The following is a 25,825-nucleotide window of genomic DNA, read 5'->3' as shown; positions in this document are numbered from 1 at the left end:
CTTTTTGCTTAAATTCTTCCCTGACTCTAGGGTTGTTTCTTTTTTCTAACCACCGTCATCCCGGTTTATAATATGTCTGATCGCATAAGTTTCGGTAAACTTCAGGAGGTTATTTCCGCTCCTAACCTCATTCAGAATCAAATTGATTCCTTTAAGGAATATACACAGCAGGAATGCGCTCCATCCAAGCGCAAGCCCACAGGACTGGAAGCTGTGTTTCGCGAGATCTTTCCCATCGAAAGTTACGATGGAAAATCCGTTCTGGAGTACGTGTCCTACAACATTGTTGGACCCAAGTACACGGAAATGGAATGTATCCGGGAAGGTGTTACGTATTCCATATCTCTCTACGTGAAATTGCGCCTTCGTGAAGAAGACCAGATCAAGGACGAAGAAATTTACATGGGTGAAATTCCGCACATTACCGAGCGTGGATCTTTCATCATCAATGGCGCTGAGCGCGTAGTTGTAAGCCAATTGCACCGCTCCCCTGGTATCGCGTTTGAAACAGCGCCTCACACCAGCGGTAAGTTGCTCCACTCATTCCGTATCATTCCCGATCGCGGAACCTGGCTCGAAGTGCAGTTCGACAACAATGATCTGCTATATGTATTCCTCGACCGTCGCCGTCGTCGTCGTAAATTCCTCATTACCACATTGCTCAGAGCAATGGGTTATGGTTCTGATGTAGAATTGCTCGATCTGTTTTATTCTATCCAAGACCTGGATATCGGTAAAGCACTGAAGATGGACAGCGTAAGTAACCTGACCTTGGTCGAAGACATCATCGATGCTGGACAAGGTGTAGTTTTGGCGCGTGCGTTTGAGCCGTTGACCAAGAGTATCATTCGCCAGTTCGAAGAGTCAGAAGTCTCTGCTATACGGGTGATCGACACTTCTGTGGATGAAGGAGCAATCATTCGTGCACTGAAAAAGGATCCTACTCGCAATGAAGAGGAAGCCCTGAAAGAAATTTATAAGCGTCTCCGCCCTGGTGAGCCTCCTACAACGGCAAACGCCAAGGCCTTGTTGAAACGCCTGTTCCAAGATCCAAAGCGCTATGACCTCGGTCGCGTGGGTCGTTACAAGATCAACCAGAAGCTTACTCTCAATACCGATCTGGATATGCGGATCGTTATGGTTGAGGATATCGTAGAAGCGACTCGTTACCTCATCAAATTGAAGAAGGGCGAAGGCGTGGTTGATGACATCGATCACTTAGGTAGTCGCCGTGTGCGCACCGTTGGTGAGCTGTTGGCTAACCAATGCCGTATCGGCCTGGCTCGTACTGAACGCCTGGTTCGTGAGCGTATGACCCTTTACGATCAAAGCGTAGATTCAATTACGCCGCAAAAGCTGATCAATCCCAAGGCGCTGAGTACGGTTATCCGTGACTTCTTCGCCCGAAGTCAGCTGTCCCAATTTATGGATCAGATCAATCCGTTGGCTGAAATCACTCACAAACGTCGTTTGAGTGCTCTCGGGCCTGGAGGTTTGAATCGTGAGCGAGCCGGTTTCGAAGTGCGTGACGTTCACCCGTCTCACTACGGTCGTATTTGTCCCATTGAAACACCTGAAGGTCCAAACATTGGTTTGATCAATTCCTTAAGTGTGTTCTCTCGGATCAATGAATTTGGTTTCATCGAAACCCCTTATCGGGTGGTTAAAGATGGTAAAGTCACTGAAGAAGTTCGCTACGTTACTGCCGATGAAGAAGAAGGTATGATTATAGCGCAGGCGAATTCTAAAATTGATGATAAGGGCAATTTTACTGAAGCGGTAACCGCACGCCAGGGTGACAACTTCTTTGAAGCGGATCCTAACGTGCTTCACTACATGGACGTATCACCGAAGCAGCTCGTTTCTGTTGCTGCAGGTTTGATCCCATTCCTCGAGCACGATGATGCGAACCGCGCATTGATGGGTTCCAATATGCAACGTCAAGGTGTGCCTCTACTTCGCACTCAAGCTCCTTATGTAGGAACTGGAATCGAAAGTAAGGTTGCTCAAGATTCTAAGACGGTTGCACTTGCTGAGCATGACGGTATTGTTGCCTCAGTGGATTCCCGCCGAGTCATTACTACTCCCGATGGAGAATTACCGGTTAAGCTAGCTCGCAATCCTGCATCTGATCCGAAGAAAGACATCTACGTCTACGAGCTCCGTAAGTTCATGCGTTCCAATGCTGGAACTTGCTTCAACCAAAAACCCATCGTTAAGAAAGGCCAGAAGTTGAAAGTCGGAGATGTGATCGCTGATGGTGCTTGCACCGAGCAAGGCGAACTCGCCCTCGGTCGAAACGTATTGGTAGCCTTCATGCCATGGCATGGTTATAACTTTGAGGATGCGATCCTCATCAGTGAAAAAGTGCTCAAGCAGGACATCTTTACTTCCATCCATATTGAGGAAAAAGAAGTCACCGCCCGCGACACTAAGCTCGGACCTGAAGAAATCACTCGAGATATTCCAAACGTAGGTGAGGAAGCACTCAAGAACCTCAACCACGACGGTGTTATCCGTGTAGGCGCTGAGGTTAAGCCTGGTGACATTCTTGTTGGTAAAATTACGCCAAAGAGTGAAACTGAGCTTGCTCCAGAAGAGAAATTGCTTCGTGCAATTTTCGGTGAGAAAGCGGCCGATGTTAAGGATACCTCCTTGGTCGTCCCTTCTGGTGTGACCGGTATCGTTATGGATGTAAAAGTTTCCACCCGAATTGACGGGGAAACGGAAACTCTAAGTCCATCTGATCGTCGTCGTCAGACCAAGCAGATCAATGAGGAATACCGTAATGAAGCTGACCGGTTGAAAGAAAACCTCACTGAGGCTCTTTCCAACATTCTGCTCGGTGAAAAGATCCCTCTCGATGTAGTGAACGGTGAGTCTGGTGAAATTATCATCCCGGCAAACCGCAAGATCACCAAGACCTTGCTTCGACGTCTCGCCGCTGTTGCGAAACATGTGGAAATCGATCCGTCTCCAGTTCGTATCAAGATCCTGGAGATCATCAATTCCTTCCAGGCTAAGTTCGACGAGCTCGAAGAGGAGCGCGAGCGCAAGATTGCCACTATCGAATCTGGCACAGAAGTTGATTCAGGTGTCATCAAGCAGGTGAAAGTCTACATCGCCACCAAGCGTAAGCTTCAAGTCGGTGACAAGATGGCTGGTCGTCACGGAAACAAGGGTGTTGTTGCCAAGATTGTTCCCGAGGAAGATATGCCTTACCTTTCTGATGGAACACCCATTGAAATCTGCCTAAACCCATTGGGAGTTCCTTCCCGAATGAACGTGGGACAGGTATTGGAGACGCACCTCGGTTATGCGTGCCACAAGCTTGGCATCAAGATCGCCACTCCCGTTTTCGACGGTATAGACGAAGCTGGAATCCGTGAGCACTGTAAGCAGGCTGGAGTTCCGGAACACGGCAAGAGCCAGCTCTTTAATGGTAGAACTGGCGAGCCTCTCGACCAAGAGGTGGTTGTTGGGCACATCTACATGATGAAGCTGAATCACTTGGTTGCATCCAAAATTCACGCTCGTGCGGTGGGTCCATACTCACTCATCACGCAACAGCCATTGGGTGGTAAAGCCCAATATGGTGGTCAGCGTTTCGGTGAGATGGAGGTATGGGCACTTGAAGCATACGGTGCCGCCTACACCTTGCAGGAGCTACTCACTGTAAAGTCTGATGATGTTCAAGGCCGGACCAAGATTTACGAAAATCTTGTGAAGGGTGACAACTCACTCAGTGCGGGCACTCCGCAGTCGTTCAACGTCCTGATTAAGGAGATGCAAAGTCTCTGTCTCGACATTCGTCTCGAAAACCAAGCCAAAGCTGGAATTTAACTTTTACGCCACTACCCAGAATGAGCACACAAGAAGCAAAAGAAGTTCTCGGATTTGACCGAGAAAACCAGCTTGACTCCGTCAAGATCACCTTAGCGTCCCCTGACACCATCCGCTCGTGGTCGCGTGGTGAAGTAAAGAATCCGGAAACCATCAATTACAGGACTTTTAAACCCGAACCAGGTGGCCTGTTTTGCCAACGCATTTTTGGTCCCGTTCGGGATTACGAATGCGCCTGTGGCAAATACAAGCGTATCAAATACAAGGGTGTTGTCTGTGATCGTTGTGGGGTTGAAGTAACCGTTTCACGGGTACGACGCGATCGCATGGGACACATCGAGTTGGCTGTTCCGGTTACTCACATTTGGTTCCTAAAGAGTATGCCTAGTCGCATCGGTCTCATGCTCGACATGACCGCTCGTAATCTTGAGCGCGTTATTTACTATGAGAACTATATGGTGACCGATGCCGGTAAGACTCCTCTCGAAGAGAAGCAGCTACTTACCGAGTCTGAATACCAGGACGCGATCGATGAGTATGGTGAAGATGCGTTCAACGCGAAGATGGGTGCAGAAGCTATCCGCGACGTTTTGACCAATGCTGTTCTCGAGCCCATGGTGGACGAGCTGCACGAAGCGATGCAAAACACTCGCTCCAAGCAGATTAAGAAGAAGATCTCCAAACGCTTGAAGCTTATTGGAGGGTTTATTAATAGTGACACTCGTCCCGAGTGGATGGTTCTTGAAGTTCTTCCAGTCATTCCTCCCGACTTGCGTCCTTTGGTTCCGTTGGAAGGTGGCCGCTTCGCGACCTCTGACTTGAATGATTTATACCGCCGAGTAATCAACCGGAACAACCGTTTGAAAAACCTCATGCAGCTCAAGACGCCAGACGTTATTATCAATAACGAAAAGCGCATGTTGCAAGAAGCGGTCGATGCGATGTTCGACAATGGCCGTCACGGCCGTGCCGTAACCGGTGCTGGAAATCGTCCTCTAAAATCTTTGAGTGACATGCTCAAAGGTAAGCAAGGTCGTTTCCGTCAAAACTTGCTCGGTAAGCGCGTAGACTATTCTGGTCGTTCTGTGATCGTTATTGGTCCTGATCTAAAGCTCAGCCAATGTGGTCTTCCTAAGAAGATGGCTTTGGTGCTCTTCGAACCCTTTATTATCCGTCGATTGAAAGAGCTCGGATTTGTGCACACGGTTCGCGGTGCTCGCAAGATGATCGAGAAACGGACTCCGGAAGTATGGGATATTCTTGAAGAAGTAACCGCTGGTCACCCTGTTCTTTTGAATCGTGCTCCAACGCTTCACCGTCTTTCAATCCAAGCTTTCGAGCCTGTCTTGATTGAGGGAGATGCTATCCGTGTTCACCCACTCGTTTGTGCGGCTTACAATGCTGACTTCGATGGTGACCAAATGGCGGTACACGTTCCATTGTCTTTGGAAGCGATTATGGAGTGTAAGCTCCTCATGCTTGCTACCAACAATATCTTCCTTCCTTCGAGTGGTAAACCTGCGCTGACTCCTTCACAGGACGTTGTTATGGGAGCCTACTATGTGACTCTCGAGCCTCGCACAAAACCTGCTGAAGGCCAACGAGTTCCTCTCGCTTCTGAAGTGGATGAGATTCTTCTCGCTGAAGCAGACGGTATCCTGAATAAGCACGACTGGATTGATCTGGTAAATCCAGACTTTGAAGGTCCGGAAACGATATACGGTAATAATAAGCGTAAGATCATTCGGACCACAGTTGGACGGATCATGTTCAACCAGATTTGGCCAAAAGAATTAGGTTTCATCAACGTCGCCGTGCCTAAGTCCAAGTTGGGTGATATCATTTTGTCTACCTACCAGGTCTCTGGTAAGGAAAAGACCATTGAGGTTCTCGATGATCTAAAGGAACTCGGTTTCGATATCGCAACCACCGCTGGTATTTCCATGGGTGTGAGCGATATGATCATTCCTGAAAGCAAAGACAGCATCGTTGGAGATGCTCGTTCCAAGATTGATGAAGTTGAAGAGCAATACCGCAAGGGTATCATTACCCAAGGTGAGCGCTACAACAAGATCATCGATATCTGGACCGGAGCAACCGACCAAATTCAGAAGGCAACCTTCGAAGGTTTGGACGACAACAATGGTAAGGCTGAACCAAACCCAGTTTACTTAATGATGGATTCCGGTGCTCGTGGTAACCGTCAACAGGTTCGTCAGTTGTGCGGAACTCGTGGATTGATGGCTAAACCATCTGGTGAAATTATCGAACGTCCGATTCTTTCCTCCTTTAAGGAAGGTCTTTCAGTTCTCGAATACTTTATCTCTACTCACGGTGCTCGTAAGGGACTCGCAGATACGGCTCTTAAGACTGCAGATGCTGGTTACCTGACTCGTAAGCTTTGTGATGTGGCCATGGACGTGATTATCTCTGAAGATGATGACGGACAACGTGACGGTATCTGGAAGCGTGATATTCGTGAAGGTGATGAGGAGATCGTGCCACTCCAAGATCGTATTATCGGTCGCTGTGTGGCTCAAGAAGTTCGCAACCCATTGAACCCGGATGAAGTGCTTGTTGAAGAAGCCGAAATGGTAACTGAGGCGATGGGCAAGCGCATCGCGGAGTTGGGAATCGAACGTGTTAAGATTCTATCACCTTTGACTTGCCGCGGCATCAACGGAATTACGGCCCGCAGTTACGGAATCAATCCTGCCACAAATAAGACTGTGGAAATGGGATCATCTGTAGGAATCATCGCAGCCCAATCTATTGGTGAACCTGGAACTCAGTTGACCATGCGTACTTTCCACATCGGTGGAATTGCATCGAACTTGTCCAAGAGCAATGACATCCAGGTTCGTAACGACGGATTTGCTAAGTTCACCGGCCTGCGCTTCGTAGAAGTTGGCAAAGGTGTGCACGTGGTATTGAACAAGACTGGATCTATCCAGATTCTCGATAAGAACGATAAAGAACTCGAAAATTACGCCATCCCAGTAGGAGCCGTAATCCAACTCGAGGACGGTTCTGAGATTAAAGCAGGAGCTACCTTGGCTCAATGGGATCCGCACAATGTGCCTATTCTTTCTGAAAAAGCAGGTCATATCGTCTACCGCGACATGATTCCTGGTGTAACTATCAAAAAGGAGCTGGACGAATCAACTGGCCGGATCGGTGTAGTAATCACTGAGCACAAGGAAGATTTGAATCCTCAACTTGAGATTCAGGATGATTCTGGAAAAGCCATCGCAACCTACGCAATTCCGACCGCAGCACAGGTCGCAGTAGGGGAGGGTGACACCATTACAGCTGGAACTTTGATTGCGAAGACTCCACGTCAGGCGTCCAAGACCATGGATATTACCGGTGGTCTTCCACGGGTTGCCGAGCTCTTCGAAGCTCGCCGTCCGAAGGAAGCTACGGAAATGGCCAAGATCGACGGTATTGTTTCTTTTGGAACCAGTGTTCGCGGCAAAAAACGCCTCGTGGTATCTGACGAAGAATCAGGCCAAGAAAAAGATCATCTGATCGCTCATGGTAAGCACATCATTGTCCAGGTGGGCGACCGTGTTTACAAAGGCCAGCACCTGACTGAAGGTTCAGCCGATCCACATGAGATTCTTGATATTCTCGGGCCTACAGCCTTACAGGAATTCCTGCTCTCTGAAATCCAGAAGGTATATCGCATGCAGGGTGTTACGATTAACGATAAGCACATCGAAGTCATTATCTCCCAAATGCTTAGGAAAGTTCGCATTTCCGATCCAGGGGATACTGAATTCTTCTGGGGTGAGCAAATCGAACGGAAAACCTTTATGGTGGAAAATGAACGGATCATCGAAGCTGGTGGTAAGCCTGCTGAAGGGGAACCTATTCTCCTTGGTATTACCAAGGCCTCTATTGAGACCGAGAGTTTCATTTCTGCTGCTTCTTTCCAGGAAACAACCCGTGTTTTGACTGACGCTTCTACTCTCGGAAAGGTCGACGACCTCACCGGATTTAAGGAAAACGTCATCATGGGTCACTTGATTCCTGCGGGAACCGGACTGCCTAAGTATCGGAACATGAAAATTGATACCTTCGGCAACGAATTCGTGTCTGATGACGACTCGGATGAAGAAGTTGGCTAAGGTTTTTTCTTAACCATTTTTACCGGTTGGGGCAGGCCCTTTATAAGGGGTCTGCCTCAGTCATTTTATCAGCGCTTTCTTAGAGCACCATTCAGCGGCGCAAAGCCCGATAGATACTTGGATTCCTTCGAATTGAAGGAAGCTGAATTTCTATCCGAAAAAACGCCAAATTAATACTTGATTAACAACTGCAGGGTGATACTTTCCACCTCTTTTCGCAAAATTTGTACCATATACAATGCCCACCATTAACCAGTTAGTTCGCAAAGGCAGGAAGGTCGTTAAGACCAAATCCAAATCGCCAGCCTTGGATTCAAACCCATTTCGCCGTGGAGTTTGTGTCCAAGTAATGACCCGTACACCTAAAAAACCGAACTCTGCTATCCGCAAGGTTGCCAAGGTTCGCTTGACCAACGGTCATGAAATCATCGCCTACATCCCCGACGAAGGTCACAACCTTCAGGAGCACAGTATCGTGCTGGTTCGCGGTGGTCGTGTGAAGGATTTACCCGGTGTGCGTTACCACATCGTGCGTGGAACTTTGGACTGTTTGAGTGTGGATAAACGCCGCCGTAGCCGTTCGAAATACGGGGTAAAACGTCCAAAATCATAAGCTTTATACTATGTCACGTCGTCGCAGAGCAGTAAAACGGGTACCCATTCCCGATCCTCGTTACAACAGCACGCTGGTTAGTAATCTAACCAATATGGTTATGCGTTCTGGAAAAAAATCCATTGCGCAAAAAATCGTATATGGAGCCTTTGAACTCGTAGCTGAAAAGCTGGAGAAGGGTGATCCTATCGATCTCATTTTGGGAGCCTTGGAAAACATCCGTCCACGCCTGGAAGTTAAGAGTCGTCGTGTGGGTGGTGCTACCTATCAGGTTCCAGTAGAGATTTCTTTCGAGCGTCAGCAGAGTCTGGCATTTCGCTGGTTGATCCAAGCGGCTAAGAGTCGGAAGGGTGTGCCTTTCACCGAGGCCCTCGCGCTCGAGATTGTAGATGCCTACAACAGTACCGGTGTGGTCGTTAAGAAACGTGAAGATACCCATCGCATGGCCCAGGCCAATCGTGCGTTCGCGCACCTTCGCTGGTAAGGAGTAACTATGGGTTTTTCCGACATATCTTCAAAGAATTCGCCCAAGCGCGAGTTTCCTTTGGAGCGTACTCGGAACATCGGCATAGCTGCCCATATCGATGCGGGAAAGACAACGACCACAGAGCGTATACTCTACTATACCGGGGTTGTTCACAAAATTGGCGAAGTTCATGAAGGCACAGCTGTGACCGATTGGATGGCGCAGGAACGTGAGCGTGGTATTACTATCACCTCGGCTGCCATCTCTTGTGCTTGGGAAACCAAACAAGGCCCTTTTAATGGTCAAGAGCATCGCATCAACATTATCGACACTCCTGGTCACGTAGACTTTACCGCCGAAGTTGAGCGTTCGCTTCGAGTTCTTGACGGAGCTGTAGCTGTATTTTGCGCAGTGGGTGGTGTTCAACCTCAGTCCGAAACTGTGTGGCGCCAAGCCGATAAGTATAGTGTGCCTCGGATCGCGTTTATTAACAAAATGGACCGAGTCGGAGCCGACTTCTTTGCGGTGATTGAGGAAATGCGCGATAAGCTGGGTGCTAACGCTCATGCATTATTTCTCCCCATCGGTGCAGAAGAAGACTTTGTCGGCCTTATCGACTTGGTGTCGATGAAAGCGATCTACTTTGATGAGTCAGATGCACTTGGCGTAAGGTTCGACGTGAATGATATTCCAGCTGACTTGCGCGAGCAGGCTGATACCCACCGTGAAACCCTGATCGAAGCTGTTTCAGATTTCGACGATGTGGTCGCTGAAAAATACCTAGGTGGTGAAGAGCTCGAAGAAGATGAGCTTAAAATAGCGCTGCGAAAGGCGACTACTTCTATTCAATTTATTGGGGTCATCCCTGGATCCGCATTCAAAAACAAAGGTGTTCAATCTTTACTCGATGCGGTTGTGAATTACCTTCCTTCACCTTTGGACCTACCTCCGATGAGCGGACATAATTCGAAGGAGGAAGATGTGGAACTTGGCCCAGATGACAGCAGCAAGTTTGCTGGGTTGGCTTTCAAGCTCTGGACAGATCCATTTGTTGGGAAACTGGTATTTTTCCGCGTTTACTCCGGCAAGCTGGAAAAGGGAACACAGGTCTATAATCCTCGCACTCGCAAGATGGAGCGCGTTAGTCGCCTTTTAATCATGAAGGCTGACGCCCGCGACGATATTGATGTAGCCTACTCCGGAGACATCTGTGCCATGATCGGAGTGAAAAATGTGAAGACCGGTGATACGCTTTGCGAAAAATCACTGGATGTAGCTCTTGAGCCTCCCACATTCCCAGAACCCGTAATTTCTATGTCCATCGAGCCTAACACTACGGCCGATCAGGAAAAAATGTCGATGGCGTTAAGTCGTCTTTCGGACGAAGATCCAACTTTCCAAGTTTCCAGCAATGAAGAAACCGGGCAGACGCTGATTGCAGGTATGGGTGAGCTTCACCTCGAGATTATCCGCGATCGTTTGTTCCGTGAATTCAAAGTACAAGCCCGAGCCGGAAAGCCCGAAATCGCTTACCGCGAAACTATTTCGAATAGTGCGCGTGGTGAAGGTAAGTTTGTCCGCCAATCCGGTGGTAAAGGCCAATACGGTCATGCTGTCATTGAGATTGAGCCCAACAAACAAGGTGCCGGAGTCGAAGTCGTTTCCGAAATTGTAGGCGGTGCGATTCCTAAAGAATTTATTAAGCCAACTATGGATGGCATCTACGAAGCTGCCAAAAATGGTGTCGTCGCTGCCTACCCGGTAATCGATTTCAAAGTGCGCATCGTCGATGGGTCCTACCACGACGTCGATTCCTCCGAAATGGCTTTCAAAATGGCTGGTATTTTTGCTTTCCGTGATGCCATGAAGAATGCAGGCCCCATATTGCTTGAGCCTATCATGAGCGTAGAAGTAACCACTCCGGAAGATTACCAAGGAGAGGTTATGGGCGACTTAAATCGTCGCCGGGGTCGCATTCAAAACATGGAAACGAAAACGAATGCTTGCATTATTTCTTCCATGGTACCATTAGAGGCGATGTTTGGTTATGCGACCGATGTACGATCGCTTTCCAAAGGCCGGGCAAATTACTCCATGGAGCCCTCACATTTTGAGGAAGTGCCCACCAGCCTCTTAGAGTCTATTACACAAACTACCTATCGCGAACCCGTTCGCACTTAATTTATATGTCCGCTCAAAAAATACGCATCAGACTTAAGGGATTCGATTACCGAGTAATCGATTCTTCCGCCCAGGATATAGTGGAGACTGCCAAGCGGTCCGGAGCACGGGTTTCTGGCCCAGTTCCTCTTCCCGTTCATATTGAGAAGTTCTCTGTGAACCGTTCTCCGCACGTAAATAAGAAATCCATGGAGCAATTTGAAATCCGCACGCACAAGCGCCTCATCGATATCGTTGAGCCTACTGCTCAGACGGTCGACGAGCTTAAGAAGCTGAATCTTCCATCTGGAGTGGATATTTCAATCAACGTTTAATTTTTAAATCCGAGTACTGAAGTAACTTAATTTCACATCATTAAAGTAGGACTACTGAAAAGGGAGCTCCGGTTCCGCCTACCGCTTAAAAAATGCTACACACACTCATTGGTAAAAAACTTGGGATGACGCAGGTCTATGACGAAGAAAATCGTCTAGTTCCCGTCACCGTATTCGAAGCTGGACCTTGTCCAGTAACTCAGGTCAAGACCGAGGAATCCGATGGCTACAACGCCATCCAAATCGGCTTCCCTCGCAAAAAGGCTAAAAACATGTCGGCTGGCCAGAATGGCCACCTCGCCAAAGCTTCCCAGGAAGGTCTTTCTGTTTTGAAAGAAGTTCGCTGTAAGGAAGCCCCTGGTCACAACATCGGCGACACGCTGACTGTGAGTGGTTTTGAAGAAGGCAAGAAGGTGGATATTGTTGGTACCACTAAAGGCCGTGGTTTCCAAGGGGTGGTTAAACGTTGGAACACCAAGGGAGGTCCTGCTTCTCACGGTTCTATGTTTCACCGACGCGTGGGTTCTATCGGACTCTGTCAGGATCCTGGACACGTGTTCAAGGGCCAGATCATGCCGGGCCACATGGGTAACAAACGTCGTACCGTACAAAACTTGCAGATCGTTAAGATCTACGAAGACAAGAACCTCATCCTGGTCAAGGGCAGCACCCCTGGCTTCAACGGATCTGAGGTCCTTATCCGTACGTCCAAGAAAACCCGCGTTAAGAAAGCCTAACAGGAGCACTTAAACGATGAAATTGAAGACTTTTAAATCAGACGGAACTTCCAGCGGCGAAAAAGAATTCGCCGGTCCAACCTTTGAAGGCTCAAAAGGCACTCAAGCGGTCAAGGAGGTTATCACTGCTATTCGCGCCAACAAACGCTATGGCACTCACAAGACCAAGACTCGAGCCGATGTAAGCGGAGGTGGTAAAAAGCCTTTTCGCCAAAAAGGAACGGGTATGGCTCGTCAGGGTAGTAGCCGCTCGCCAATCATGACTGGTGGTGGTGTAGCCATGGGTCCTAAGCCCCGGGATTATTCCAAGAAGGTCAATAAGAAGGTGAAAGCTCTGGCATTCCAGCGCGCCCTTTTCGACCGTGTGGTTGATGAATCACTGGTGGTAATCAATGAATTCAAGGTATCCGAGCCAAAGACCAAGCTGGTTGTAGATGTGCTTAAGCAAATTGCTCCTGAGCGCGGATCCATCCTGCTCGTCGATGCCGAGATTTCTGATACGATTCACCTGGCTGCTCGCAACATCGCAGGCGTCGATCGTGAAGATGCCGCTAACCTGAATACATTGCAGCTCGCGCTTTATGGCACGATCGTCCTGACCGAAGCTGCTCTCGCTATTCTCATGCAACGTATGGAGGCCGACAATTCATGAAACCTGCCGACCAAATATTGAAAGAATTTAGTATTACGGAGAAATCCAACATCCTGTCCTCTAATTTGGGACAATACACTTTTGATGTATTTCCGGATGCGGACCGTATATCTGTGAAACATGCGGTAGAGAAGACATTCAATGTGTCTGTAACCCGCGTAAACATCCTCAACCGCAAAGGTAAGCGAAAGAGTGATCGCCGTCGCCGTGGCAAGTTTGGCCAAAAGGCATCCATCAAGAGAGCTATCGTTTCTCTGAAGGAAGGTGACACCATCGAAATCGTATAACCGATAACGTTATTTTCAAATGGCACTCGTAGAAAAAAGACCCATTACGCCTAGTCAGAGGTTCTATAAGCAGAACAAGCAGGACCTTTCCAAAAACCGTCCTGAACGTCGTCTGACTATTCACAAGAAAAGTTCGGCTGGACGGAACGCTTATGGCCGTATCACTTCCCGTCGTCGTGGAGGTGGACACAAACGCCACATCCGTATTATCGATTTCCACCGCAACAAATTCGACATTCCAGCTAAGATTCAGGACATCCAATATGATCCGAATCGTTCAGCCAATTTGGCTCTGCTGGCCTATGCCGATGGTGAGAAGCGTTACATCATTGCTCCTCGCGGGCTCGTTATCGGTGATTCCGTTCTTTCATCAGAAAGCAGAATTTCGATCGACCCAGGCAACTCTATGCCGCTTTCGGTTATTCCACCAGCAACCAAGATTCACAATATTGAGTTGATTCCGGGCAGAGGTGGGCAAGTTGCTCGCTCTGCAGGAAACGCGGCTCAATTGATGGGCCTTGATGGCGATTTCGCTACTGTAAAGATGCCGAGTGGGGAGATTCGTCTCCTTAACAAGAAGTGTCGTGCAACCATCGGTGAAGTCGGAAACAACCAACACCAAAGCAGGACTATTGGTAAAGCCGGTCGTTCTCGTTGGATGGGCAAACGCCCACGCGTTCGTGGTGTTGCAATGAACCCGGTTGATCACCCAATGGGTGGTGGTGAAGGTCGTACTTCAGGTGGTGGGCATCCGATGTCTCCCTGGGGACAACTTTCCAAGGGATTCCCTACACGTCGCAAGTCAAAGACGACCAACAAGTTCATCTTGGTTAACCGTAACGGAAAGAAATTTAAGCGCTAAAACTTATGGCACGTTCACTCAAAAAAGGATTTTTTGTAGACCCCAAACTCATGGACCGGGTCATGGTAGCTCAGAAAACAGACTCCCGCAAGGGACTGAACACCTGGTCTCGCCGGTCAACCATCACTCCTGACTTTGTTGGTCTTACCATCAATGTGCACAACGGTCGGTCTTTTCTACCGGTCTATGTGACAGAAAATATGGTCGGTCACAAACTCGGTGAATTTTCTCCTACTCGCACTTTTAAAGGCCACGGAGGAATGACCAAGAAATAACTTTAGCATGAAACTGATTCTTTGGATACGTTCGCTGATAGTAGCTGCTCTGATTTACGGAGCCGGTTCCGCAGTGCTGTATTCAAATTCTCAGGATGCTTCAGGGCAAATGCTTATCTCCGCCATTGAGGCTGGAGATCTGGCGGACCTCGTCGCTATCAGTGGTGGGCTCCAACAAGGCATCGAACGTGGAATGGTTCTCTCTGTTTTTCGCAATGAGCGAAAGATTGGAGAATTGTTGGTCACCCGCTCCCAAAGCGATTGTTCAGTAGCACTCATCACTTCAATTAGCCCGAACAAAGCATTCGCTCTCGGAGATCGAGCTACACCGAAATTAAGAACACTTTAAACGATAGAAATCATGGAAGTCCAGGCACTCACCAAATACGTGCTCATATCACCTAAAAAGGCTCGCGAAGTAACTCGCGAGATCCAAGGCCGTCCCGCGGCTGAAGCAGAGCAACTGTTGAAGTTCATCCCCCGCAAGGCGGCTCGTCTTGTTGGTAAGACCTTGCACTCCGCAATCGCGAATGCAGAGAACAACAACAACCTGTCAGGTGACCAGCTCATCATCAGCAAAGCAATCATCGAAGAAGGCCCAAGCCTGAAGCGTTTTCGTGCAGGTGCCCGTGGTTCCGCCAAGCCCTATAAGAAACGCACTAGCCACATCCGCATTGTATTGTCGGACAACCAATAATTTAGAGACACACGCATCATGGGACAAAAGACACATCCAATTGGTTTTCGCCTCGCAGTTCGCCGCAACTGGGAATCGCGTTGGTATGCCGATAAGAAAAACTTCAGCAGCTGCCTGGAAGAAGATTACCATATCCGCAAAGCCCTAACGGCTAAGCTGAAATATGCCTCCGTGCCTCGTATTTTTATCGAGCGTGCATCGAACCGTATTCGCGTAAAGATTTACACGGCTCGTCCAGGTATCGTTATTGGCCGCAAGGGACAAGAGCTTGAAAAACTCAAGGCCCAGCTCAACAAGCTAGTGAAGCGCGAAGTGATGCTCGACATTCAGGAGATTAAGAAGCCTGAGTTGGAAGCTCAATTGATTGCTGAGAACGTAGCCCTTCAGTTGGAGCGTCGTATATCTTTCCGCCGTGCCATGAAGAAGGCGGTCCAAATCGCAGATAGCTTAGGTGCTCAAGGAATTAAGATTCGTGTCGCTGGTCGTCTCGGTGGCGCTGATATTGCCCGTGCAGAAATGGTCAAAAAAGGCCGTGTTCCATTGCACACCCTTCGCGAAGACATCGACTACGGTTTCGCTGAAGCCAACACCGTTTACGGTATCATTGGTGTTAAGTGCTGGGTATTAAAAGAAAACGAAGAACAGTCGTAATCGATAAGGAGAATTTGAATCATGCCTTTACTTCCATCTAGAACCAAATATCGCAAGCAGCACAAAGGTCGTGTTAAGGGGATCGCCCAAAAAGGAAACACACTTTCCTTCGGTGATTTCGGAATCCAATCCCTTGAGCGTGGAGCCATGACCTCACAGCAGATTGAAGCTGCTCGTGTTGCTGTAACTCGTCACCTCAAAAGAAAAGGTAAAGTGTGGATCCGTGTATTTCCTCAGAAGCCTGTTACCAAGAAGCCATTAGAAGTACGGATGGGTAAGGGTAAGGGAGCGGTTGATCACTGGGTTGCAGTTATCAAACCAGGCACCATGCTTTACGAAGTAGGTGGAGTCAGTGAATCACTTGCTCGCGAAGGCCTTCGCCTCGCCGATGGTAAGCTGCCATTCAAATGTCGTTTTGTTGTCCGCGAAATAGCGGAGTAGGAGTTAGTACCATGAAAGCCAAAGAAATTAGAGACCTGTCAGAACAGGAAATTGAAAAGAAGGTGCGAGATACTCGTCAGGAGTTGATGAATTTGCGCCTACGTAAGCAAGCCGGGCAAGTAGAAGCCCCCTCTCAGTTACTTGAACTGCGCAGGGACATTGCTCGCATGGAAACCATTTTGAAAGAGCGCGCTGCCGCAGCCGCCAACTAGGAGAAGCATTGTCATGTCTGAAGAAAGAAATAGCAGAAAACTTTTACAAGGAGTTGTAAGCAGCCGTTCCGGCGACAAGTCGGTTAAAGTAACGGTTGCCTATAAGATTCCTCACCCACGATTCCATAAGGTGATCAATCGTAAGACCGTACTCCACGCTCACGACGAGCAGAACGAAACCAAACCTGGCGACAAGGTGGAAATCATGGAAACACGTCCACTGAGTAAGCTAAAGCGTTGGCGCATCACCCGAGTGCTTCACGTAGCTCCGGTTCTGGACTAACCTTCTATTTATAGAGGATATTTATAATGATACAGCTTCTAAGTAGTGTAGAAATCGCGGATAACACCGGCGCCAAAAAGGCAAAGATGATTCGTCGTCTTGGCCAAATGAAGAAAACGGCCAGTGTCGGCGACGTTATTGTATGCCACATTAAGGAGAGCTCCACCGACGCTTCTGTGAAAAAAGGCGAAGTCGTCCGTGGCGTAGTCGTTCGGACTCGGGCACCCATCCGTCGCGCTGACGGTAGCTATCTTCGTTTCGACAGCAACGCGATTGTACTAATCGATGCCAACAAAAACCCAAAGGGCACCCGTATCTTCGGACCTGTTGCCCGTGAACTGCGCCGCAAGCGCTTCATGAAAATCATTTCTCTAGCACCGGAAGTTTTATAAATGAAAACGCATATTAAAACGGGAGACACCGTTGTCGTCATTAGCGGAAGCCAAAAAGGTAAATCCGGCAAAGTCCTACAGATCGTAAAGGGTAAGAACCGTGCGATTGTTGAAGGACTCAATATGGTAAAACGTCACCAGAAGGCGGCCAGCCAGGAAGATCCAGGCGGTATAATTGAGCGTGAAGCGAGTCTTCATATTTCCAATCTGATGGAAGAGTCGCGCTATAACTCGCGACAGTCCAAATAACCCCTTGCCAAGGCTACTGAACTTTGTCTTTCTCCACCACTTTTCTACAGGGCTCTAACGTTTAGCCGTCGGGTTAAAAGTCCGGCAAAAAGCAAAAATGAATCAACCAGAATTAAAAACTACCTACAGCGAGCAAATCGTTCCCGCGCTTATGAAAAGCCGCGGTTATAAGAACGTGATGCAAGTTCCCAAGCTTGAAAAGATCGTTCTGAATACGGGCGTTGGCACTAACAACGACAAGAATGTCATTAACGATATTGCGAAGGATTATGGCCTGATCACGGGGCAGAAACCTGTCATCACTCTTGCTCGCAAAAGTATTTCTAACTTCAAACTCCGCGAAGGTATGCCTGTCGGTGTTAAAGTCACTCTGCGTGGAAACAGCATGTGGGAATTTCTTTATCGCCTGATTACGGTATCGCTACCACTGATTCGTGACTTTCGTGGTATCAATAAGAAGTTGGATGGCCGTGGTAATTTCACTCTTGGTATTACTGACCACACCATATTCCCAGAGATCAATGTGGATACTCACAAGCACACGGTCGGTATGGACGTCTGCATCGTAACATCAGCAAAAGATGACGATGAAGGTGGTGAACTTCTAACTCTTCTTGGAATGCCTTTCCGCAAGCGCAACGCTTAACCCTTTGTATTATGGCAAAAATATCAGCTATTCATCGTAACAAAAAACGCGAGCGCATGGTGGCAAAATATGCTTCCAAGCGAGCAGAACTTAAAAAGATTCTCGCCAGCTCGGAAACCACAGATGAGGAATTCTGGGATGCGCAACGCAAGCTTTGCAAGTTGCCACGGAATTCTTCCAAAGTGCGCCTCCGCAACCGTTGTAATGTAACCGGTCGTCCCCGTGCTTATTTGGGACGTTTTGGTCTTTCTCGTATCACTTTTCGCGAAATGGCATTGGCCGGTCGCATCCCAGGTGTCACTAAATCATCCTGGTAATTAATCAAACACGTTGGGAATACGGATATCATCCAACCAAACACTTAATCAATCATGACAGATCCGATCGCAGATTTTTTAACACAAATAAGGAATTCCTTCACAGCAGAGAAAGAATCCATCGAGGTTCAGCATTCCAAAATGAAACTGGGAATTGCACGCATTCTTAAAGAAAGCGGCTACATCAAAGGCTTCGAGGATATTGAAGCTCCCGGTAACAAAAAATACCTGAAGGTAGAGCTGAAATACGTGAATGGCGAATCCGCCATCACTTCAATTGAGCGTTACAGCCGTCCCGGCCGTCGCCTCTATTTCGCTGCTTCTGAAGTGCCCAAAGTATTGGGTGGAATGGGTGCTGGAATTCTTACCACTTCTCGTGGTTTGATGACCGATTACCAAGCTCGTCAGCAAAACGTTGGCGGGGAACTTGTCTGCAAAGTCTGGTAAGGAGAAAACAATGAGTAGAATTGGAAAATTACCTGTAGACATTCCTGAAAAAGTGACCGTTTCAATCGAAGCCAATATGGTATCGGTTGAAGGACCTAAGGGAAAACTTTCTCATCAGTTCCCGAATGCGGTATCCATCTCCCAAGAAGATGCAACCGTTTCTGTGGAACCCTCTAACAATTCTCGGTTCGCCCGTGCAATGTATGGCACCGCTCGTGCACTGATAGCCAATATGGTGAATGGTGTAACCACCGGTTATAGCAAGGACCTTGAAATCAGTGGAGTCGGTTTTCGTGCTGCATTGAGTGGTAATAAGCTGGATATGAATCTCGGCTATTCTCACCCTTGTATCTACGACATCCCGGAAGGAATCAAAATCACCGTAACCGAGAACACCAAGTTGAAGGTCGAAGGTATCGATAAGCAACTCGTTGGTGAAGTGGCCGCATCCATCCGTGCCTTCTATCCGCCAGAGCCATATAAGGGCAAGGGTGTGAAGATTGTTGGCGAATACGTACGCCGCAAGGAAGGTAAAACAGCCGGTAAATAAGTGAGAGAATCCTGAGCATGAAAACGAATAAAAAATCTATCCAACAGCAAAAACGTCGCTGGCGTATTCGTAAGAAAATTTCGGGTAATGAAGAGCGTCCTCGTTTGGCTGTCCACCTAAGCAACAAACACATTTACGGCCAAGTCATCGACGATGAAGCTGGTAAGACTATCGTTTTTGTTTCCTCTTTGGGCAAAGACCTAAAGGCCGACAAATTGAAAGCGAATGTTGAAGGTGCTCAATCCGTCGGTAAGCTTGTAGCTGAAAAGGCCAAGAAGGCTGGTGTTGAGAGTGTTGTATTTGACCGAAGTGGTCGCATCTACCACGGTTGTGTTAAAGCATTTGCTGAAGCTGCTCGGGAGGGTGGTCTAGCATTCTAATTTTAGAAAGAATTTATTATGGCTACTCCAGAAGAAGCACCAGAATTGGTCGATAAAGTTGTCCACATCAACCGTTGCGCCAAAGTTGTAAAGGGCGGACGTCGTTTCAGTTTTTCATCCACTGTTGTCAGTGGTGACCTCCAAGGCCGCGTCGGTGTTGGAATGGGAAAAGCAAAGGAAGTTCCTGAAGCTATTCGTAAAGGCACTGAAAAGGCTCACAAGAATATGGTCTCCATTCCTTTGCGCGACGATACCATCCCACACGCTGTTATCGGTGTTTCTGGTGGTGGAAAAGTGATTCTCCGACCTGCGGGTCCCGGAACCGGTGTTATTGCTGGTGGTGGGGTACGTGCAGTGCTCGAAGCCGTTGGAATTAAAAACATCCTTTCCAAGTCTCTTGGTTCAAACAACCACCGTGCCATGATCAATGCGACTATGGATGGATTGAGACAACTGCGTTCTAAGGAACAGATTGCTGCACTCCGTAGCTAATTAACACTGAAGCAATTTCAATCATGAGATTACATAATCTTACAAATACACCAGGTGCCGTTCACCGTAAAAAACGTCTAGGCAATGGAGAAAGTTCCGGCCTCGGCAAAACTTGCGGCAAGGGCCATAAGGGACAGAAGTCTCGTAGTGGTGGAGGTATTCCCATCGGTTTTGAAGGTGGACAAATGCCTCTTTACCGGAAGCTGCCACATCGCGGTTTCAGTAATGCACAGTTTACCACCCAGTACGAAGTAGTAAATGTCGGTGATTTGGCTAAATTGGGTGATGAGTCGGAAGCGACTCCTGAGACCATGGCCAAAGCTGGTATCCTCCGCCCTGATTCAAAGCTGGTAAAGATCCTCGGAACGGGTGACCTGGAAAAAGCACTCAAGGTGAGCGCTCACAAATTCTCTGCATCTGCTAAAGAGAAAATCGAAAAAGCAGGCGGAGAAGCGATCGTTCTCTCTTAACGCCTCACCCTCTAACCTAGATGTTATCCGCCTTTTCAAATAGTTTTAAGATCCCGGAGCTGCGTAATAAGATTTTTTATACGTTGTCTATGCTGTTTGTTGCCCGTATCGGGGCCAACATTCCGTTGCCTGGTGTCGACCCGACTCCTTTGCAGGATTTCTTTGCTGCTCAAACGGCCTCGGGATCAGCTGGAGTACTTGGACTCTACAACATGTTTACGGGTGGAGCTCTGCTAAAAGGTGCTGTGTTTGCCTTGGGCATTATGCCCTACATCTCGGCTTCAATTATCTTTCAGTTGATGACGGCTGTGGTACCTTCATTGGCTCGTCTTGCACGCGAGGGTGATGTTGGCCGTCAGAAGATCACTCAATACACTCGCTTGGCGACGATTGTCATCTGTCTGGTTCAAGGCGTCCTTCTTATTATCGGTCTTAAGAATCCAGGAGGCTTGTTCTCAGGATTTGATACCAGCACCTATGGATCCATCATCCTAAACGACGGTGGTTGGTTTGTCTTTAACTCAGTTATTATTCTCACGACCGGAACCATCATCATGATGTGGTTGGGTGAACAGATTACTGAGAAGGGGATAGGTCAGGGTGTCTCGCTCTTGATTATGGTTGGTATTATCGCTGACCTGCCGAATGCTCTCATGACGCTATGGCGTATGGTCTTTGCTCCGATCGGAACCAATCGTATCGAGATTCCGGAGCTCGCGGCCATGTTAGTGCTCCTGCTGGTCGTGACCGCAGGGTTGGTAGCTGTGATTCAAGCCATGCGTAAGATCCCGGTCCAGTATGCTAAGCGCGTAGTAGGTCGTAAGGTCTATGGTGGCCAAAGTTCTTTCCTACCATTGAAGGTCAATTACTCCGGGGTTATGCCGGTGATCTTTGCCAGTGCGATTTTGATGTTCCCACAGCAGATCTTTTCATCTCTGGCTGCGAGTTTTGATTCCTTACAATTCCTCGGTAGTGTGTCTGCCTGGTTTGTCCAAGGAACCGTTTCTTACTATTTCATTTTTGGCTTCCTCATCCTGATCTTCAGTTATTTCTGGGTATCGGTCATGTTCAAGCCTATCCAAATTGCTGATGATTTGAAAAAGGGTGGTGGCTACATTCCAGGTGTTCGTCCTGGTGAGCCTACCGCAAAGTTCCTGGACTTTGTTATGACGCGCCTGACATTTGCCGGTGCTGTCTTTCTGACGGTCATCGCAGTTTTTCCGGACGTGCTACTTTTTACCATCAACGTTCCATTCCAGATCGCTAACTTCTTTGGTGGCACTGGTATGTTGATTACTGTTGGTGTAATTCTGCAGGTCCTTCAGCAAGTGGAAACTTATTTGTTGCAGCGCCACTACGATGGCTTCCTCAAAAAAGGACGCATTCGTGGTCGCAATCCTGCAAAAAAATCCCGTCCCCAACTCGCATCATCAGCTGACATGGGTAACCTGAAGCCATTGATGGTTGTGCTGGGACTTATTTTTGTCGTGGGAATCATTTCATGGGTTCTACGCAGTTTTGTGCTCTGATCGCACTATGTTCGTTTATTTCTGCCTGACATTGAATCTATGATTCCCGTCAAAAACAGTGCCGAAATCCTTAAAATGAGGGAGGCCTGTGAGGTGGCAGCCACTGTTCTTTATAAAGTCACTCAGCTCGTCGAAGCGGGGGTTAGTACCTACGACCTCGACCAAGCTGGGAAACGGTTCATGCAAGAACTGGGTGCGACCAGTGCCTGTTACAATTATCGTAACGGTAGTAAGGTCTATCCTGGTTATTTATGCATTTCGGTTAACGAAGAAGTTGTTCATGGAATCGGCAGTATGCGTCGGACGATTAAGTCTGGTGATGTGGTTTCTGTGGATGTAGTCATCAGCTACAACGGATTTATCGGAGACAATGCGAACACGGTCATCGTGGGCGAAGCTCCAGAAGAAGTTCAATTTTTAGTAACTGAAACCAAGAAGTCACTTGATCACGCCATTCGGGTTGCAAAAGCCGGAGGACGGGTAGGGGACATCTCTAATGCGGTGCAGACATATATCGAATCACGAGGTTTATCGATCGTGAGAGATTTCGTCGGACACGGTGTGGGACGCTCCATGCACGAAGAACCGCAAATTCCCAACTACGGTCGCAAGGGCAAAGGAGACAAACTAAAACCAGGAATGACCTTGGCAATTGAGCCGATGGTCAATCTCGGGAATCCCAGTGTTCGCGTGCTTTCAGACGGCTGGACCGCAGTCACTGTGGATGGCAAACCATCCGCCCATTTTGAGCACACGGTCCTTATAACACAGGGCGGTGCAGAAATATTAACTTTACCGAAAAAATAGCTTTTCAAACAAAAAACAGCTGTTATTTTGGCCACTTTTCACAATTTCCAAACAACTAAAAAGCAATGCCTCGATTACTAGGTGTAGACATTCCAAATAACAAGCGTACAGAGTACGCATTGCGTTATATTTACGGCATCGGCCCTACCCGCGCCAAGCAGATCCTTGATGAGCTGAAGCTCGATCCTGCGCACCGCTCCCAAGAACTTACTGAGGAGCAAATTAACCAGATTTCTGAGATCATTATCCGCAATCAGTGGATGACGGAAGGAGATCTACGCCGAGATATTGCTGCTAATATGAAGCGTCTGCAAGCCATCCAATGTTACCGTGGACATCGGCATCGTCGCGGACTTCCCGTCCGTGGTCAGCGCACCAGCACCAATGCTAGAACTCGAAAAGGCGGCCGCCGCACCGTGGGCGTTATGTCCAAATAATTAATTTGCTTAGAATATGAGCGCTGAAAAACCCGAAAACGAAGAAGAAAAGGTTGAAGAACCCCAAGCCAAAGCACCTGCTGCTGAAGCAAAGGAAGAAGCACCCGCTGCAGAAGTAAAAGAGGAAGCTCCGGCTGCCGAAGAAGCTCCCGTTGAGGAAGCCAAGGCTGAAGAAGTGAAGGAAGAGGCTCCCGTCGAGGAAGCTAAAGCCGAAGAAGCACCTGCTGCCGAAGAAGCTCCGGCTGAAAAACCGAAAGCTGAAAAAGCTCCCGCAAAAGAAGCAGAACCCAAGAAGGAAGAGGCGAAGGCGGAAGCTCCAGAAGGTGAAGGCGAAGCAAAAGCTGAGGAGAAAAAGGAAGATACTACCGTCGCAGATTTAATGGGTGACGATCTTGGTGACATTAAGGTTCGTCGTGCCAAAGGTAGTAAGAACATCACGCACGGTATCGTACACGTGGTAGCTTCTTTTAATAATACTAAAGTTTCTGTGACCGACATGAAGGGGAACGTTATTTCCTGGAGTAGTGCCGGTAAATGTAATTTCCGCGGTTCCCGCAAATCTACGGCTTACGCTGCTCAGGTTGTCACTCAAGATGCAACCCGCGCTGCAATGGCTCACGGATTGAAGGAAGTTGAAGTTCATTTGAAAGGCCCAGGCATGGGAAGAGATTCTGCCGTTCGTGCCCTTCAAGCTCTAGGAATGATCATTGTTTCAATTATTGATAAGACACCTGTTCCGCACAACGGATGTCGTCCACCCAAGCGCCGCCGCGTTTAATCTATCTATATACCTTTAAAGTATGGCTCGTTACACAGGACCCACGACTCGAATAAATCGCCGTTTTGGAATGGCGATTTTTCCACCTAACAAAGCTTTTGAGCGCAAAAGCTATCCTCCCGGGGTTCACGGTCCCCGTCTTCGCCGCAAGCAGAGTGATTACTCTATCGGTCTAAATGAAAAGCAAAAGCTTCGTTACATGTATGGCATGACGGAGAAACAGTTCCGCCGTACTTTTGAGCAAGCTAAGAGCGCCAAGGGTGTTACCGGTGAAGTGTTCCTTCAAAGGCTTGAGACTCGTTTGGACAATGTAATCTATCGCTTGAACTTGGCCAAGACTCGCTCGGGTGCTCGTCAGTTTGTCAACCACGGCCACATCAAAGTAAATGGCCACAAGGTGGACATTCCGAGTTACCAAGTTGAAGCTGGTGATGAGATTGAAGTTAAAGACGCCGTCTCTTCCCGCCAATTGGCAACGCGTGCCCTCGACGAAACTCGCGCACGGACGATTCCTGACTGGATGACTCTAGCCGAAGATACTTTTAAAGGAAAAATAAACCGTCTACCTACTCGCGACGAGATTGAGGTAGGCATCAATGAGCAGCTCATTGTTGAATTCTACAACCGCTAATCTTTAGCGGAGGTACTATAACATTTACATACGTTTGTTCCATGGCCACTCGATTAGGAAAATTCGAAATCCCAAACCGCCTCACCAAAGATGATGAGAGCGCAACTGATACATATGCCAAGTTCATAGCCGAGCCTTTTGAAGGTGGTTATGGTCACACCATTGGTAACTCATTGCGGCGTGTGCTTCTCAGTTCTATTGAAGGAGCCGCTATTTCTTCAATCAAGATTGAAGGTGTCAGTCACGAATTCCAGAGTATTGAAGGAATCGTTGAGGACATCACCGATGTGGTGTTGAACCTGAAGAAGATTCTGCTCATCAATCACAAGCGTGAGTCGGTTAAGCTTCTCCTTGACGTCACCAAAGAAGGACAAGTGACAGCTGCCGATATTCAGCCCGATGCGAATATTGAGATTATCAATCCAGAGCAGGTTATCTGCACCCTCGATGCTGAGCGTCGCTTCTTTGCTGAAATAGAAGTTAAGGTAGGTCGTGGCTATGTGCCAGGTGAGGAAAACAAGACTGAGGACGATCCTATCGGTGTAATCCCAATCGATTGTCTTTATAGCCCTGTTCGCTTGGTAAAGTATAACGTGGAAAACACCCGTGTAGGTCAAATGACCGACTACGATAAGTTGATCCTCGAAATTTCAACCGACGGACGGATTTCTCCGGACGATGCAGTTAAGCACGCAGCTTCCATCCTAAAGCACCACCTCGAAGTATTCGATAAGGTGAGTGATGATGATGTTGAATTTGAAAGTGAAGGTTCTGAAGTAAGTGAAGAGCAAAACAAGCTCCGCAAGCTTCTCAACATGAGCGTCAATGAAATCGAGCTCTCGGTTCGTGCCGCGAACTGCTTGAACAATGCTAACATTACCACCGTTGGTGAGTTGGCTATGAAGTCAGAGCAGGAAATGCTGAAGTACCGCAACTTCGGTAAGAAATCACTCAACGAAATTAAAGCAAAACTGGAACAGCTGGGTCTATCCCTGGGAATGAAAATCGATGAGCGTCTTCTCGATTCCCGCATAGACTAAGTTTTCTGGAGAC

Annotated in this window: 32 protein-coding genes; all 32 read left to right on the top strand. The window is 48.1% G+C overall.

Annotation, left to right across the window (positions count from 1 at the left end):
• Positions 1-72: 72 nt before the first annotated feature.
• The 32 genes from rpoB (at position 73) to GA003_17995 (ending at position 25,812) form a co-directional block, all read left to right on the top strand.
• Positions 73-3,843 (top strand): DNA-directed RNA polymerase subunit beta, encoded by a 3,771-nt coding sequence (rpoB, locus tag GA003_18150; GenBank protein ID QXD27908.1) that lies wholly within the window; start codon positions 73-75, stop codon positions 3,841-3,843.
• A gap of 20 nt (positions 3,844-3,863) precedes the next feature.
• The gene (rpoC, locus tag GA003_18145) at positions 3,864-7,976 is read left to right on the top strand and encodes a DNA-directed RNA polymerase subunit beta' (GenBank protein QXD27907.1); all 4,113 of its coding nucleotides are present in this window, start codon (positions 3,864-3,866) and stop codon (positions 7,974-7,976) included.
• A 238-nt stretch (positions 7,977-8,214) separates the two neighbouring features.
• A complete protein-coding gene (rpsL, locus tag GA003_18140) occupies positions 8,215-8,589 on the top strand; it encodes a 30S ribosomal protein S12 (protein ID QXD27906.1) in 375 nt (124 codons plus the stop codon).
• A gap of 10 nt (positions 8,590-8,599) precedes the next feature.
• On the top strand, positions 8,600-9,073 hold the full coding sequence (gene rpsG / locus GA003_18135) for a 30S ribosomal protein S7 (GenBank protein QXD27905.1): 474 nt from the start codon (positions 8,600-8,602) through the stop codon (positions 9,071-9,073).
• A 9-nt stretch (positions 9,074-9,082) separates the two neighbouring features.
• Positions 9,083-11,236 carry an elongation factor G gene (gene fusA, locus GA003_18130; GenBank protein QXD27904.1) on the top strand — a complete coding sequence of 718 codons (2,154 nt, stop codon included), beginning with the start codon at positions 9,083-9,085 and terminating at the stop codon, positions 11,234-11,236.
• A gap of 5 nt (positions 11,237-11,241) precedes the next feature.
• Entirely contained in the window at positions 11,242-11,550 is a 309-nt protein-coding gene (rpsJ, locus tag GA003_18125) for a 30S ribosomal protein S10 (GenBank protein QXD27903.1), read from the top strand.
• A gap of 92 nt (positions 11,551-11,642) precedes the next feature.
• A complete protein-coding gene (rplC, locus tag GA003_18120) occupies positions 11,643-12,287 on the top strand; it encodes a 50S ribosomal protein L3 (protein ID QXD27902.1) in 645 nt (214 codons plus the stop codon).
• Positions 12,288-12,303: 16 nt separating this feature from the next.
• Complete coding sequence (rplD, locus tag GA003_18115) at positions 12,304-12,939, top strand: 50S ribosomal protein L4 (GenBank protein QXD27901.1); 636 nt, start codon at positions 12,304-12,306, stop codon at positions 12,937-12,939.
• The gene (gene rplW, locus GA003_18110) at positions 12,936-13,226 is read left to right on the top strand and encodes a 50S ribosomal protein L23 (GenBank protein ID QXD27900.1); all 291 of its coding nucleotides are present in this window, start codon (positions 12,936-12,938) and stop codon (positions 13,224-13,226) included. Before rplD ends, rplW begins: the two co-directional genes overlap by 4 nt.
• A 19-nt stretch (positions 13,227-13,245) precedes the next feature.
• Complete coding sequence (gene rplB / locus GA003_18105) at positions 13,246-14,088, top strand: 50S ribosomal protein L2 (GenBank protein QXD27899.1); 843 nt, start codon at positions 13,246-13,248, stop codon at positions 14,086-14,088.
• A gap of 5 nt (positions 14,089-14,093) precedes the next feature.
• Positions 14,094-14,363: a 30S ribosomal protein S19 gene (rpsS, locus tag GA003_18100; GenBank protein ID QXD27898.1), complete on the top strand. Its 270-nt coding sequence runs from the start codon at positions 14,094-14,096 to the stop codon at positions 14,361-14,363.
• A gap of 7 nt (positions 14,364-14,370) precedes the next feature.
• Positions 14,371-14,712 carry a hypothetical protein gene (locus tag GA003_18095; GenBank protein ID QXD27897.1) on the top strand — a complete coding sequence of 114 codons (342 nt, stop codon included), beginning with the start codon at positions 14,371-14,373 and terminating at the stop codon, positions 14,710-14,712.
• A gap of 12 nt (positions 14,713-14,724) precedes the next feature.
• On the top strand, positions 14,725-15,060 hold the full coding sequence (rplV, locus tag GA003_18090) for a 50S ribosomal protein L22 (GenBank protein ID QXD27896.1): 336 nt from the start codon (positions 14,725-14,727) through the stop codon (positions 15,058-15,060).
• An 18-nt stretch (positions 15,061-15,078) separates the two neighbouring features.
• Positions 15,079-15,711, top strand: a complete 633-nt coding sequence (rpsC, locus tag GA003_18085; protein QXD27895.1) for a 30S ribosomal protein S3 — start codon at positions 15,079-15,081, stop codon at positions 15,709-15,711.
• 21 nt (positions 15,712-15,732) lie between these two features.
• Positions 15,733-16,152 carry a 50S ribosomal protein L16 gene (rplP, locus tag GA003_18080; protein QXD27894.1) on the top strand — a complete coding sequence of 140 codons (420 nt, stop codon included), beginning with the start codon at positions 15,733-15,735 and terminating at the stop codon, positions 16,150-16,152.
• A gap of 11 nt (positions 16,153-16,163) precedes the next feature.
• A complete protein-coding gene (gene rpmC / locus GA003_18075; protein QXD27893.1) occupies positions 16,164-16,364 on the top strand; it encodes a 50S ribosomal protein L29 in 201 nt (66 codons plus the stop codon).
• 13 nt (positions 16,365-16,377) lie between these two features.
• Positions 16,378-16,647, top strand: coding sequence for a 30S ribosomal protein S17 (gene rpsQ / locus GA003_18070; protein ID QXD27892.1), 270 nt, complete (start codon positions 16,378-16,380; stop codon positions 16,645-16,647).
• Positions 16,648-16,673: 26 nt separating this feature from the next.
• Positions 16,674-17,039, top strand: coding sequence for a 50S ribosomal protein L14 (rplN, locus tag GA003_18065; protein QXD27891.1), 366 nt, complete (start codon positions 16,674-16,676; stop codon positions 17,037-17,039).
• Complete coding sequence (gene rplX / locus GA003_18060; GenBank protein ID QXD27890.1) at positions 17,040-17,288, top strand: 50S ribosomal protein L24; 249 nt, start codon at positions 17,040-17,042, stop codon at positions 17,286-17,288.
• 97 nt (positions 17,289-17,385) lie between these two features.
• Positions 17,386-17,934 carry a 50S ribosomal protein L5 gene (rplE, locus tag GA003_18055; GenBank protein ID QXD27889.1) on the top strand — a complete coding sequence of 183 codons (549 nt, stop codon included), beginning with the start codon at positions 17,386-17,388 and terminating at the stop codon, positions 17,932-17,934.
• Between the two features lie 11 nt (positions 17,935-17,945).
• The gene (rpsN, locus tag GA003_18050; protein ID QXD27888.1) at positions 17,946-18,251 is read left to right on the top strand and encodes a 30S ribosomal protein S14; all 306 of its coding nucleotides are present in this window, start codon (positions 17,946-17,948) and stop codon (positions 18,249-18,251) included.
• Between the two features lie 54 nt (positions 18,252-18,305).
• Positions 18,306-18,698 (top strand): 30S ribosomal protein S8, encoded by a 393-nt coding sequence (gene rpsH, locus GA003_18045; protein QXD27887.1) that lies wholly within the window; start codon positions 18,306-18,308, stop codon positions 18,696-18,698.
• 10 nt (positions 18,699-18,708) lie between these two features.
• Complete coding sequence (gene rplF / locus GA003_18040; GenBank protein ID QXD27886.1) at positions 18,709-19,248, top strand: 50S ribosomal protein L6; 540 nt, start codon at positions 18,709-18,711, stop codon at positions 19,246-19,248.
• Between the two features lie 17 nt (positions 19,249-19,265).
• On the top strand, positions 19,266-19,628 hold the full coding sequence (rplR, locus tag GA003_18035) for a 50S ribosomal protein L18 (protein QXD27885.1): 363 nt from the start codon (positions 19,266-19,268) through the stop codon (positions 19,626-19,628).
• 18 nt (positions 19,629-19,646) lie between these two features.
• Positions 19,647-20,120, top strand: a complete 474-nt coding sequence (gene rpsE, locus GA003_18030; protein QXD27884.1) for a 30S ribosomal protein S5 — start codon at positions 19,647-19,649, stop codon at positions 20,118-20,120.
• A gap of 23 nt (positions 20,121-20,143) precedes the next feature.
• Complete coding sequence (gene rplO, locus GA003_18025) at positions 20,144-20,590, top strand: 50S ribosomal protein L15 (GenBank protein QXD27883.1); 447 nt, start codon at positions 20,144-20,146, stop codon at positions 20,588-20,590.
• Positions 20,591-20,610: 20 nt separating this feature from the next.
• A complete protein-coding gene (gene secY, locus GA003_18020; protein QXD27882.1) occupies positions 20,611-22,119 on the top strand; it encodes a preprotein translocase subunit SecY in 1,509 nt (502 codons plus the stop codon).
• Positions 22,120-22,158: 39 nt separating this feature from the next.
• Positions 22,159-22,926, top strand: coding sequence for a type I methionyl aminopeptidase (gene map, locus GA003_18015; GenBank protein ID QXD27881.1), 768 nt, complete (start codon positions 22,159-22,161; stop codon positions 22,924-22,926).
• A gap of 65 nt (positions 22,927-22,991) precedes the next feature.
• Positions 22,992-23,363, top strand: a complete 372-nt coding sequence (gene rpsM / locus GA003_18010) for a 30S ribosomal protein S13 (GenBank protein QXD27880.1) — start codon at positions 22,992-22,994, stop codon at positions 23,361-23,363.
• Between the two features lie 16 nt (positions 23,364-23,379).
• Positions 23,380-24,141, top strand: a complete 762-nt coding sequence (gene rpsK / locus GA003_18005; protein QXD27879.1) for a 30S ribosomal protein S11 — start codon at positions 23,380-23,382, stop codon at positions 24,139-24,141.
• Positions 24,142-24,163: 22 nt separating this feature from the next.
• Positions 24,164-24,772 (top strand): 30S ribosomal protein S4, encoded by a 609-nt coding sequence (gene rpsD / locus GA003_18000; GenBank protein QXD27878.1) that lies wholly within the window; start codon positions 24,164-24,166, stop codon positions 24,770-24,772.
• A 41-nt stretch (positions 24,773-24,813) separates the two neighbouring features.
• Positions 24,814-25,812 (top strand): DNA-directed RNA polymerase subunit alpha, encoded by a 999-nt coding sequence (locus tag GA003_17995; GenBank protein ID QXD27877.1) that lies wholly within the window; start codon positions 24,814-24,816, stop codon positions 25,810-25,812.
• The last annotated feature ends 13 nt before the right edge of the window (positions 25,813-25,825 follow it).

It is taken from the genome of Opitutia bacterium ISCC 52, assembly GCA_014529675.2.
In the GTDB taxonomy this organism is placed as follows: domain Bacteria; phylum Verrucomicrobiota; class Verrucomicrobiia; order Opitutales; family UBA2995; genus UBA2995.
Note: the sequence above shows the minus strand (reverse complement) of the source record. Positions and strands in the feature narration are given on the sequence as shown.